Raw genomic sequence first — 12,515 nt, forward strand, 5'->3', positions numbered from 1 at the left:
AATACATGGTTAAAACACATGAATACCAGTCTTTTCAAGTACAGTCTAATATAAATTTGCTGTATAATTTGCTATGCTGAATGTACGGATTGGTACATTTTGTTGTAATTTTTCAATATTTTATAATTTTTTAAGGGAGGTCCTTATGTCAATGCTTCACTTGAGTATATTACTGCCTTTTTTGGCTGCGATATGTATTCCGTTTATAGGCAAATATGCTCGTAAAATACATACCGGATGGTTCGTACTCATTATACCTATCGTATTATTTGGTTATTTGTTTACGTTCCTGCCTGAAATAACGGATCATCAATCCATAACAGCTAGTTTTGAGTGGATTCCTTCACTAAACATATCATTTGATGTTTATGTAGACGGATTAGGCCTGCTCTTCGCTATGCTGATCACAGGTATTGGTACACTAGTTATTCTGTACTCCATCTTTTATATGGACAAAACAAAAGAAAAACTGAGTAATTTTTATGTTTATTTACTATTATTTATGGGGGCTATGCTTGGGGTTGTCCTATCTGACAACTTAATCGTCCTTTATACGTTTTGGGAATTTACCAGCCTTTCTTCCTTCCTGCTGATTGGCTATTGGCATGAGAGAAAAGGATCTCGCTACGGAGCGCAAAAATCATTATTAATCACCTTTTTAGGTGGCTTATCCATGCTAGGAGGTTTTATAACCCTCTCTGTAATGGGAAATACCTTCAGCATCAGAGAATTAATTTCAATGGCTCCTGATTTGGTAAACCATCCTCTTTTTTATTTTTTCGATGATACTCGTTTTATTAGGGGCATTCACGAAGTCTGCCCAATTCCCATTCCACATTTGGTTACCTGATGCAATGGAAGCACCTACACCAGTCAGTGCATATCTTCATTCAGCAACGATGGTTAAAGCAGGTATCTATTTAGTAGCACGTTTGAGCCCTATATTTGCTTTATCAGGTGAATGGGTATGGATTATCGGCCTGGTCGGTATCATAACCTTAATTTGGGGTTCCTTTAATGCAGTACGTCAGTATGATTTAAAAGGGATTCTTGCCTACTCAACAGTCAGCCAGCTCGGCTTAATCATGTCCCTGCTTGGCATCGGTGCGGCTTCCCTCCATTTTGGATCAGCCGAGAATAATGTATATATTGCCGCTGTTTCGGCAGCTGTTTTTCACCTAATTAACCATGCAACCTTTAAAGGTTCATTATTCATGGCAGTCGGTATAATTGATCACGAAACGGGAACTAGGGATATTCGTAAACTGGGCGGATTAATGACCATAATGCCAATCACTTTTACTATTGCTGCAATCGGAGCATTCTCAATGGCAGGCTTGCCTCCATTCAATGGCTTCTTGAGTAAGGAAATGTTCTTTGGCAGCCTATTAGATATAACAAAAGCAGATTTTCTTAACCTGCAAACATGGGGTAATTTATTCCCTGTTATTGGATGGCTGGCAAGTGTATTCACATTTGTTTACTGTATGATTCTTTTATTTAGAACATTTGGCGGCAAACTTCAGCCTGAAAAATTAACGAAAAAACCACATGAAGCACCGATTGGATTATTGATTTCACCAATCACGCTTGCAGCCTTGGTTATTATTTTTGGATTATTTCCAAACATCCTTACTTCAACAATTATTGAGCCAGCTACTGCAGCTATCCTGCCGAGCCTTTATGAAAACGGAAACCCTCCGCATCTTCATATACAAATGTGGCACGGAGTAAATGGCGCATTATTAATGACAATCGGAGTTGTCATCTTAGGAATTATCTTGTATAAGTTCTATCCAAAATGGAGCAAGATTTATACGTATTTCTCTGATAAATACACATTAAACAATGCATATAATATGGGATTAAGATCACTGGATACAGGTTCACGTCTCATTACCCGCGGATATATGAACGGGAGTATCCATGATTATTTAGTTTATATATTTGGCTTCTTGATTATCAGTTTACTTTATACGGTTTGGAAAACCGATAGCTTTGCATTCGAAACAACCAGTATGACTCCAATTGGGGTATACGAAGTTATTTTGATCTTTATCTTAGTTCTGGCTTCAATCATGATTCTATTTGCAAAATCGAGACTGACTTCAATCATTTTAATGGGAGCGGTTGGTTATACGGTATCACTTTTATTTGTTCTATTTAGGGCACCTGATTTAGCCTTAACTCAATTTGTCATTGAAACAGTATCTACATCGCTGTTCTTGCTTTGTTTCTATCACTTGCCGAAGTATAAACCAAAGGAAAAGCGTATGCGTTTTAAATTGACAAACCTGGCAATCTCTCTCGGTGTCGGAATTACGATGACACTTATCGCGCTGGCTTCTCACAGTACGAAGCTATTTGAATCCATCTCTGAATTTTATAAAGAGGTTACGTACAAAGAAGCTGGTGGAGAGAATATGGTTAACGTAATCCTGGTTGACTTCCGTGGTTTGGATACCATGTTTGAAATCACCGTATTATCCATTGCAGCCATGGGAATTTACACCATGATTAAACTCCGTCTCACGAAAAGAGGAGGGGAAGAATGAAAACAAATGATTTAATTTTACAGACGGTTACTAAAATCGCAACTTTTATTATTATTTTGTTCTCTATACACATTTTCTTTGCCGGACACTATACGCCGGGCGGTGGATTTATCGGTGGTCTTATGACTTCTTCTGCCATCATTCTTTTATTGCTGGCATTTGATTTAAAAACCGTAAAAAGTTTTCTGCCGGTAAATTATTTATCGTTGATAGCTGTGGGGTTGTTGTTATCTGTCGGGACTGGAGCTGGTGCGTTATTCTTCGATGCTCCTTTCCTGACGCACGCCTTTGATTATTTTGATTTGCCGCTCCTTGGAAAAACATCCCTTCATACAGCAGTTATCTTTGATACGGGTGTTTATCTAGTTGTAATCGGCGTGACAATGACCATTATTCAAACGATTGGGGAGAGTGAATGATGGAGATTTTAATGTGTTTTGCTATAGGAATTCTATTTACGATTTCCACCTATTTACTTTTATCAAAAAGCTTGCTTCGTATCATTATTGGAACAAGCATATTGAGCCATGCGGTGAATTTATTGGTTCTTACCATGGGAGGATTAAAACAAGGAGCTGTGCCTATCTTAAGTGAACACGCCAAATCCTATGTGGATCCGCTGCCACAGGCATTAATCCTGACAGCGATTGTAATTAGCTTCGGTGTCACATCTTTCTTCCTGGTATTGGCCTATCGTTCCTATCAGGAACTTGGAACGGATAACATGGATCAACTGAGAGGAAATAAGTCATATGAATAACCTTGTTATATTACCTATTTTACTTCCGTTATTGACAGGAATTTTATTGTTATTCCTTGCGAAAAAAATAAATGCCCAACGAATAGTCGCCTTGGCCTCATCTATACTGGTCCTGGTAGTTACCTTTTCACTTTTAATAGAGGTAAAAACAAATGGCATTCTAACCTTGCAGGCCGGCAGCTGGGATGCCCCTTTCGGAATTAGTCTTGTAGCGGATATGCTGGCAGCCTTACTGGTTTTAACTACATCTCTTATTACATTAGTAACGATTATTTATTCTTTTAAAAATATTGATGCAAACCGTGAAAAATATTTCTACTATGCCCTTATCCAATTTTTAATTGTAGGTGTTAACGGGGCATTTTTGACCGGAGATATATTCAACTTATTTGTATTTTTTGAAGTAATGCTGATGTCATCTTATGTATTACTTGTGACAGGTGGTACAAAAGTACAGCTTCGCGAGTCTATTAAATATTTGCTTGTAAATGTAATTGCTTCTGGCCTTTTTGTTGCTGCTGTTGCATTCTTATACTCTGTTGTAGGTACGCTGAATATGGCAGATATCTCAGAAAGAATTGCGGAAGTAGACCAGCCGGGAATCATCACGGTTATCGCTGTTCTGTTTCTAATCGTGTTTGGATTGAAGGCAGCCATTTTTCCTTTATATTTTTGGATGCCCGGCTCATACTTTGCGCCGCCAATTCCAATCCTGGCTTTGTTTGGTTCATTATTAACGAAGGTTGGTGTTTATTCCATCCTAAGAACCTTTACCATTATGTTTTATCATCATACTGATTATACGCATACATTGCTGGAGTACCTTGGAATTTTAACCATTGTATTTGGCTGTATCGGTGTATTGGCCTATATGGATGGTAAAAAAATCATCATTTACAATATCGTAATTGCCATTGGTGTTATAATCTTCGGTATTTCAATCATGAATACCGCATCCATATCCGGTTCAATTATGTATACAATTCATGACATGATGATTAAAGCAGCCCTGTTTCTGCTTATTGGAGTAATGATGGCCAAAACAGGGACAAGTAATATTAAGCGCATGGGTGGGTTAATTCACGAATCTCCACTTTTAGCTTGGATGTTCTTCATAGCGGCTATATCGTTAGCAGGGGTTCCACCTTTCAGCGGTTTTACAGGAAAATTACTAATCATTCAGGGTGCCTTTGATGAAAGGCATTACGTAGGAGGATTGGTAGTCCTATTCTCAAGTTTAATTGTTTTATATTCCGTGATGCGCATTTTCATATTCGCGTTCTGGGGAGAGAAAAAAGTTTACGATGAGAACTTCTCCAAGAAAGATAACCGTTTTTTACTATTGCCGATCGGCATTTTACTTGTAGTCTCAATATTGTACGGATTGGGCTCTGAAGTTGTTTATACGTATGTTTCTGATGCGGTTGATGTTTTAATGAATCCATCAGATTACATTCAGGCCGTACTAAAGGAGTGATGAAGATATGTCTTATCAAATATTATTAAATGTAATTCTAGCCTTGACCTGGATGTTCCTGACGACGTCAAATACAGCCGCTTCCTTTATTATCGGCTATTTAATTGGGGCGATTATTCTTTTTCTATTCAGACGCTTTTTTTCGACTCGGTTTTATTTGCATAAGGTAGTGGCTGTCCTTCACCTTCTGGGGATATTTATACGAGAATTATTGATTGCAAACTTCGACGTTTTTAAAACAATCATCAGACCAAAGCTTGAACTGAAGCCAGGAATTTTTACTTATGAAACCAAACTTAAATCGGATTGGCAGATCACTCTTCTGTCCTGTCTGATTACCTTAACTCCCGGTACATTAGTTCTGGATATTTCTTCTGATAACAAAACATTATTCATCCATGCATTAAACATATCGGAGATTCCAGAGATGCAAGAAAGTATAAAAAATTCATTTGAGCGACTTATTCTGGAGGTGAGTGAGTAATGATTAATTTCATCCTTCAGCTTTCTTTAGTCTGTATAGCTATTTCGATGCTCATTCTAATTTATAGAGTAATTAAGGGACCAAGCATCCCTGATCGTGTAATGGCATTGGATGCTATTGGCATGAACTTAATTTGCATGATTGCCATACTATCTTTATTGCTCAGCACATCCATGTTTTTAGAGGTTATCCTTCTGATCAGTATTCTTTCGTTCACTGGTACGGTTGCCTTTTCGAAATTCCTGGAGAAAGGGGAAATCATAGAAAATGAACGAAATTAGTTCCTATATTTTTGTTTGTATCGTTTTAATCGGTTCTATATTAACCGTTGTATCAGCTCTTGGAATACTCCGTTTACCCGATGTCTATACGCGGAACCATGCAGCTTCTAAAACATCCACTTTGGGTGTAACCCTTGTATTGCTTGGCACATTCTTATATTTCTGGATTACAGAGGGCCATTTTAACTCCCGTATCCTGTTAGCTATCTTCTTTATTTTTATGACAGCTCCGGTTGCCGGACATTTAATCAGCCGTGCAGCCTATAATACAGGCGTTAAATTGTGGAAACATAGTGTGCGTGATGATTTAAAAAAGGCAAAAAAACAAAAAAATAGCTAATGACAGAAAAAGAGGATGCTTACAAGATCGCTTTAGACCTTGTAAAACATCCTCATTTTTTTATTTGAATAACAGCAAGCGTACATCTGCTGATACATATTAATTCGTTCTCTTCATCCGTTATTTTAATTTCCCATACCATTGTTTTTTTTCCTCTGTGTACAATATTTCCTGTTGCGGTCACCAAGCCTTCCCTTTTGCTTTTAAGATGATTCGCATTAATCTCTAAACCAACGACTGCTTCTTTCTCCTCGTCAACCATTGTATATCCACCAAGACTGGCGACCGTTTCGGCAAGAGCCACCGATGCGCCACCGTGAAGAAGTCCCATCGGCTGGTGTGTCCGATGGTCAACAGGCATGGTTGCAACAACTCTTCCTTCACAGACCTCAACTATTTCTATCCCTAATGTACCCATCAATGTTTTACTTAAATCCAATTAAAGGCATCCTTTCCATTGCTTATTTGTTATGAATTAGATAAAGAGCGGAAAAATAAAGGAGTAAAGCTTTCTTACAACTGATTCCTATTCTGATTTTTAAGGTGAATCCCTTCGAAAAAAGATGAACTGGATATCTGTAAGACTTTACAAAAAGCATATCTAGATGATGGAGGATTGGTCAAATGGATCTTCGAGAAGGAATGGTTCCAACTGTATTAGGTACCGCTGTTGCTGCTACTGGTTATGCCCTTAAACAAAAGCATAATAGCAATAAAATGATTGCCAATGCACTATTTGGATTTGGGCTTGCCCATATTGCTCTTGGTGTTATTGATTTAGTCGAGCATCGCAACGATATCTAAACGAACATCATCTATCCCCTAAATAAGCAACCTAACCGTTGCTTATTTTTTGGTCTAATACAATCTACCTTCTCTTATATATAGTTATAAGGTATTTTATTTCGTAAGAGGAGGTGCCCATATGTATGCAAATCAACAGTTTTATAACTGGGCTCAAAGTCTAGGTCCTCATTACCACATACCCACATGGATCCATCCATCTGTTACTGGTATGAATTCTTATTCTTCATATAACAGAAAAGTTCCTGCTATAGATACAACAAAATTTAAGAATTCTGCCAATCGAACCGCGTCCTATCTGACTGAAGCATTAAGAATTGCCAATCAGATCTCTGCATCTCAAGATTTAGCTCGTCAAATTATGGCAGCCTCTGAGTTTAATAACCTAAGCGAAGTGAATCGATTATTGCTTTCAACCGGTATTCGAATAGCTCCTTCCATCTATTACGATCCGGAGGGAATTCGGCTGGTTTTTGCTGATAAACAAACCAGTCCTCCCTGTTGTGAAGTTGGGGTAGTCATACGATGGAGCTAAAAACCAGCAGTTTGATAACTGCTGGTTTTGTTTACAAATTATTATTAATAAAATCCGCCACCATATCCCCATGGGGACCCATATCCATACGGAGGATAACCATATCCATATCCCCATGGTCTGCTAAGCAATGCTCCACCTATTAATCCGCCGGCTAATCCTAAACCAAATCCCCCGATCGGACCTCCAAATCCAAAACCAAAACCTGGTCTACCCCATGGTCTTCCCCACGGTCCGCCCCACGGTCTGCCCCATGGTCTTCTCTGTCTGTAATCCATCTGTAAAATACCTCCTGTTTGTTTAAATGCCTACACTATTATGTATGCAGAAACCTAACAGCAGGTAAGGGCGTATGCCCTCTTACAAGGATAACATTCACATTTAAATCTATTTATGAGATTAGATTAATCTTCACCATCCAAACCAAAACGTTCAACCAATACAGCCAATGTCCTCGCCATTACACCAGTAGCACCTGATGGTCCAAGTTCATAGCTGGAACGTCTTGTAGATGTACCAGCTATATCTAAATGCACCCATGGAGTCTCCTCGGCAAACTCACCAACAAATGCACCTCCCATAATGGCATGCCCCTCTGCTCCCGGCGAATTATTAAGATCAGCTATTTTGCTATTGCGAACACGCGCTTTATCCCTTTCGGTAATTGGCAATCTCCACATGGGTTCTCCAGCTTCATCAGATGCTTTTAAGACTTCCTCAAACCAGCTTTCATGATTTGTCATCGCACCTGTCATTTCTACACCTAATGCTGTAATAACTCCCCCGGTTAATGTAGCTACATCAACTAAATAATCCGCTCCATGCTGTTTAGCATATGTAATCGCATCTGCCAACACAAGACGCCCCTCGGCATCTGTATTCAAGACCTCAATTGTTTTACCAGCCATGGAAACTATGACATCATCCGGTTTGAAGGCATTTCCGGAAATCATATTATCTGTTGATGGAATAACAGCCACAACATTTTGTTCAGGTCTCAATTCCCCAATTATCTCCATAGCTCCAAGGACAGCGGCTGCTCCCCCCATATCCGTTTTCATTCCAACTATCCCTGCTTTTGTCTTTATTGAATATCCGCCTGTATCAAATGTAATTCCTTTGCCAACCAAACCAATTACATCTGTCCAGTCAGATTTCCCTTGATATTTTAGGACAATCATTTTAGGTGGTTCAGCAGATCCTTGGTTGACGGCAAGCAAGGCTCCCATTCCAAGCTCCTGCATATCTTCTTTTTCAAGGATTTCGCACTCAAACTGATACTTATCAGCCAGCCCTTTAGCATAATTGGCCATATCTGTAGACGTTAGCATATTACCTGGAAGATTTACTAAAGTCCGAGCTGAATTGGTTCCTTTTCCATATGTATATCCAACAAAAAGGGAAGACTCAACTAGCTCTCGGTCGGCTTCCGTATATACAGAAACCTCTTCTATTTTCTGATCTGGTTCATTTTTCTTATGCTTATATCCTTCAAATTCATACGTAGACAAGGCTAATGCTTCTCCTAAAGCATGTGCTGCATCCTCCACCGTAATGACATCTGTCAGGAATGACGTTAAGTCGACGCTAATCTTTGTCCATCCACGACCTTCGACTTTCTGAAACATTTTGCCAAATGCTTCTTTCAGCTCTTCGAATGTTAAATCTTTTTGTTTCCCCAATCCAACGAACACCAATCTCTCCGGTGGAATAAGATCAAGTGTATGCAATGTCGAAACTTTTTTCTTCCGAGCGGAAATATCTCCAACCTTGGCAAGCTCCTGAAGCTTACTATTCATCATTTTATCCGCTTCCGATAAAGTCGCTGCAAGCGTAACTGGATGATTAAATGCTCCAGTTACCAAAACAGGCATATGTATTTGACTCGGATTTTCATTATAAACTTTAAACATACTACTCCTCCTGATCGTTTATCTTTATTCATGCCTTTTCTTACACATTAACTATCCTTACCTATTATCTTACCATTGACATCATAATTTAGAACAAATGACGCATTCTATTCACTGAAAAATTAAACGATTTACCCCGACATATCTTGCCTATTTTACCCTTCCTTTAGACATAAAAAAACAGAGGACTATTATCCTCTGTGAATTAGTTGCGGAGGCCAACAGGATGTTGGTCACAAAGACGTTGTCACAGGACATGGCGTTCTTAGTCTTTGTTCCTTGAAATGGTCGCCTCAGCTTTTATGCAATCCAGCTTCAACGGCTAGAAACTCAGGTCATAAGCATGACCTCTACAGGAGGGAAGAACTCCTCCTTCCGAGCCCCTGTCTTATGCTCCTCGCTTCTGAGCAAGCCGTTTCAGCACTATAGTCAATCCGGCTTCGGCTCCTAGCTCCTCGAGTCATAAGTGTAGCCACTGCGGGAGGGGAGAACGCCTCCCTACGTGCCTCCTCTTATGCTTGTCGGAGCTGACCAGTCGCCTCAGCACTATATCCAATACATACCGGTGCTTGGTCATATGGGTCGATGATGATTCTGGCTTCTATTTGAAATACGGTTTTTAGTACTTCTTGGTTAATGATTTCGGTTGGTGTGCCGGATTTGATTATACTGCCGTCTTTCATGGCTATGATATGGTCTGAGTATCTGGAGGCATGGTTAATATCATGAAGAACCATTACAATTGTACTTTTTTCTTGGCGATTGAGTTCCTGAATAATTTGCAATACATCCAGCTGGTGGGCCATATCCAAGTATGTTGTGGGCTCGTCTAAGAGGATGATATCTGTTTTCTGAGCTAGGGCCATGGCTAGCCAAACCTTTTGTCTTTGCCCACCAGATAAGCTTGCGATGCTTCGGTTTCGGAAAGGGGATGTTTTAGTTATATCCATTGCCCATTCAATGATTTCCATATCTTCATTCGTCATTATTTTATTATTTTTACGATGTGGATAACGTCCATAGGATACCAATTCCTCCACACCCAACAAGCCCGGTGCAACCGGGCTTTGCGGCAGCATAGAAAGCCGTCTGGCAATCTCCTTCGTTGAAATCGTGTTCATATCTTGCTCTTGCAAAAATACCTTCCCTTGCTTTTGTTTCAGTATACGTCCCATTGTTTTTAATAAAGTAGATTTTCCACAACCGTTCGGTCCAATAATAGTCGTTATTTTTCCTTTAGTAATGTCTAAGTTTAAATTTTGAAACACGGTCTTTTTTTCATAACAGGCCTCAAGATTTTCTGTACGCAGAATACTCATATCAAATATCCCCCCTTTATGCTTTCGCCTTTTTGAGTAAATACAAGAAGAATGGTACCCCAATAATGGATACGATAATACCAACTGGCAGTTCAGCAGGGGCAATGATTGTTTTGGCAATATAATCAGAAGAGACTACCAACAGCGCACCGATTGCTGCACTCACAGGGATAACAAATCTATTTTGAACACCAACAAGATAGCGCGATATATGCGGCGCCATTAAGCCAATAAATCCAATACTGCCTGATACTGATACACAAGCGCTTATTAAGCCGATACTGCTGAGAAGTAAGATTGATTTTTCTTTATTAATGGCTATACCTAAACTGATAGCGCTACTATCCTCTAATTGGAGCAAATCAAGTATATAGGCCTTTTTTAGAATGATCGGTATACATATAAACAGCCAGGGGGCCATGGCAAGTATGTAAAGCCAATTGGCATCATAAATGCTGCCTGTGATCCACACAACTGCCATTTCAAAATCAGTTGCTTTCATTTTCAGCGACAAATATAAGGAAACGGCACCAAAAGCTGAACCAATCGCTATTCCAGTCAAGATGAGTCGTTCTACATCAAGGGAACCATTTTTCCATGAAAAGGCGAATATAATTAAGGCCGCCAGCAATCCTCCAACGAGACCAAATAAGGGCATAGCCATAATGGAGAGCCATGTCATTCCTTGAAATACGCTATGAAAGAAAAACATAAATAAAACTACAGCCGTACCAGCACCGGCATTAATACCAAGTATTCCTGGATCGGCCAAGCCATTCTTCGTCACTCCCTGAATCACAGCACCGGCTATTCCAAGCCCAATCCCAACCAGACAGCCAATCAGAATCCTCGGTAACCTAAAATCAAAGATGACCAAATCGTGTTCCGGATTTACGTCTATTCGAGCTAATGTCTTTATTACATCGATAACAGACAATTGAAAGGTTCCGGCCATCAAGCTATAAACGATGACTGCTGTAATAGCGAGTACAATCAGCCATAATGTTATGTAATATCTTAGTTTTGAAACTTTATGCAAGGCCTCTTCCTCCTTTTGTTCTGATTAAATAGAGGAAGAATGGTACACCAATCAATGCAGTCACAACGCCAATCGGTGTTTCAAAGGGATAATTAATAAACCTGCTTAAAACGTCACATAAACCAAGAAATACAGCCCCGAGTATGCCTGCACAAGGAATTATCCATTTATAATCAACGCCGACAAGCATACGGCTAATGTGCGGAATGATTAAGCCTACGAAACCAACTTTTCCTACTAATGCAATTGCCGTACCCGTTAAACAAATAACAGACAGAATACAAATTACTTTGACTAATCCGGTACGCTGGCCCAGGCTGATTGAAACTTCTTCACCAAGAGAAAGAATCGTTACGGATTTGGAAACTAGTAAGGCAAGGAAGATTCCAACTATTCCAATTGGTACAGCCAGTCCAAGGAGCTCTGAATCTATTTGATGCAATCTCGCATTATACCAAAAACTAATATTCTGGGAGACTTGGTAATAGGAGGCCAATGCTTGAGACAGGCTGCTCAGAAACGTCCCAATTACAGTACCTATAATTGCCAAACGAACAGGTGATAAACCATTGGGAAGCATAGAGCCAAATCCATAAACAATTCCTGCACCGAGCGCTGAACCAACCATTGACAACAAAATCATTTCAATAGATGTCATATTCGGTAGGAAAATCATTGATACAGTAATGATAAAAGCTGAACCGTCTGCCACCCCCATAATGGAAGGGGATGCAAGATAGTTTCTTGTCATCCCCTGCATTAGTGCACCTGATATGGCAAGGAAAGCTCCAACAAGAAGTGCGCCTATTGCTCTCGGTAAACGGGATGTCATAATAATGGCATGGTCTACATTACCGGCATCATAATGAAAAAGGGCATTCCAAATCGTTATATAATCTATATTTTTGGCTCCATAAAAAACGGATAACAGGATGATAAGGAGTATAAGAATGGGTGCCGCACATATTATCAATAAAGGTAATTCCCTCTTATCCATACACCTTCAAC

At 39.6% G+C, this 12,515-nt stretch carries 14 protein-coding genes and 1 pseudogene; 9 read left to right on the forward strand and 6 right to left on the reverse strand.

The features are described 5' to 3' along the window. The first annotated feature begins 145 nt into the window (after positions 1-145). The 7 genes and pseudogenes from F7984_RS16240 (at position 146) to mnhG (ending at position 5,897) form a co-directional block, all read left to right on the forward strand. A pseudogene (locus F7984_RS16240) lies at positions 146-2,555 on the forward strand (Na+/H+ antiporter subunit A). After that, a complete protein-coding gene (locus F7984_RS16245) occupies positions 2,552-2,974 on the forward strand; it encodes a Na(+)/H(+) antiporter subunit B (protein ID WP_066106630.1) in 423 nt (140 codons plus the stop codon). Before F7984_RS16240 ends, F7984_RS16245 begins: the two are co-directional and overlap by 4 nt. Continuing rightward, entirely contained in the window at positions 2,974-3,315 is a 342-nt protein-coding gene (locus F7984_RS16250) for a Na(+)/H(+) antiporter subunit C (RefSeq protein ID WP_066106626.1), read from the forward strand. Before F7984_RS16245 ends, F7984_RS16250 begins: the two co-directional genes overlap by 1 nt. After that, positions 3,308-4,792, forward strand: a complete 1,485-nt coding sequence (locus tag F7984_RS16255; RefSeq protein ID WP_139892294.1) for a Na+/H+ antiporter subunit D — start codon at positions 3,308-3,310, stop codon at positions 4,790-4,792. The genes F7984_RS16250 and F7984_RS16255 overlap by 8 nt, the downstream gene beginning before the upstream one ends. A 7-nt stretch (positions 4,793-4,799) precedes the next feature. After that, entirely contained in the window at positions 4,800-5,276 is a 477-nt protein-coding gene (locus F7984_RS16260) for a Na+/H+ antiporter subunit E (protein ID WP_066106620.1), read from the forward strand. After that, positions 5,276-5,557: a Na(+)/H(+) antiporter subunit F1 gene (locus F7984_RS16265; protein ID WP_066106615.1), complete on the forward strand. Its 282-nt coding sequence runs from the start codon at positions 5,276-5,278 to the stop codon at positions 5,555-5,557. Before F7984_RS16260 ends, F7984_RS16265 begins: the two co-directional genes overlap by 1 nt. Then, positions 5,544-5,897, forward strand: coding sequence for a monovalent cation/H(+) antiporter subunit G (gene mnhG, locus F7984_RS16270; RefSeq protein ID WP_066106612.1), 354 nt, complete (start codon positions 5,544-5,546; stop codon positions 5,895-5,897). Before F7984_RS16265 ends, mnhG begins: the two co-directional genes overlap by 14 nt. 52 nt (positions 5,898-5,949) lie before the next feature. Here the strand turns inward: mnhG and F7984_RS16275 are convergent, their stop codons facing one another. After that, positions 5,950-6,315 carry a hotdog fold thioesterase gene (locus F7984_RS16275; RefSeq protein WP_066106926.1) on the reverse strand — a complete coding sequence of 122 codons (366 nt, stop codon included), beginning with the start codon at positions 6,313-6,315 and terminating at the stop codon, positions 5,950-5,952. Between the two features lie 206 nt (positions 6,316-6,521). Here F7984_RS16275 and F7984_RS16280 point away from each other — a divergent pair, with 206 nt between their 5' ends. Together F7984_RS16280 and F7984_RS16285 are read left to right on the forward strand one after the other, a co-directional pair. Further along, entirely contained in the window at positions 6,522-6,701 is a 180-nt protein-coding gene (locus F7984_RS16280; protein ID WP_066106609.1) for an asparagine synthase, read from the forward strand. A gap of 121 nt (positions 6,702-6,822) precedes the next feature. Further along, positions 6,823-7,236 (forward strand): YuzC family spore coat inner layer protein, encoded by a 414-nt coding sequence (locus tag F7984_RS16285; RefSeq protein WP_066106606.1) that lies wholly within the window; start codon positions 6,823-6,825, stop codon positions 7,234-7,236. 44 nt (positions 7,237-7,280) lie between these two features. Here F7984_RS16285 and F7984_RS16290 read toward each other — a convergent pair whose 3' ends face one another. The 5 genes from F7984_RS16290 to F7984_RS16310 all read right to left on the reverse strand — a co-directional run bounded on the left by F7984_RS16290 (position 7,281) and on the right by F7984_RS16310 (position 12,504). Beyond that, the gene (locus F7984_RS16290) at positions 7,281-7,514 is read right to left on the reverse strand and encodes a hypothetical protein (protein ID WP_066106603.1); all 234 of its coding nucleotides are present in this window, start codon (positions 7,512-7,514) and stop codon (positions 7,281-7,283) included. A 126-nt stretch (positions 7,515-7,640) separates the two neighbouring features. Continuing rightward, on the reverse strand, positions 7,641-9,149 hold the full coding sequence (locus F7984_RS16295) for a leucyl aminopeptidase (RefSeq protein WP_140461713.1): 1,509 nt from the start codon (positions 9,147-9,149) through the stop codon (positions 7,641-7,643). A gap of 512 nt (positions 9,150-9,661) precedes the next feature. Beyond that, entirely contained in the window at positions 9,662-10,468 is an 807-nt protein-coding gene (locus tag F7984_RS16300) for an ABC transporter ATP-binding protein (RefSeq protein ID WP_140461714.1), read from the reverse strand. 16 nt (positions 10,469-10,484) lie between these two features. After that, positions 10,485-11,507 (reverse strand): FecCD family ABC transporter permease, encoded by a 1,023-nt coding sequence (locus tag F7984_RS16305; protein WP_066106594.1) that lies wholly within the window; start codon positions 11,505-11,507, stop codon positions 10,485-10,487. Next, complete coding sequence (locus F7984_RS16310) at positions 11,500-12,504, reverse strand: FecCD family ABC transporter permease (RefSeq protein WP_140461715.1); 1,005 nt, start codon at positions 12,502-12,504, stop codon at positions 11,500-11,502. Before F7984_RS16310 ends, F7984_RS16305 begins: the two co-directional genes overlap by 8 nt. Between the last annotated feature and the right edge of the window lie 11 nt (positions 12,505-12,515).

Source organism: Pradoshia sp. D12 (assembly GCF_008935075.1).
Taxonomy (GTDB): Bacteria; Bacillota; Bacilli; order Bacillales; family Pradoshiaceae; genus Pradoshia.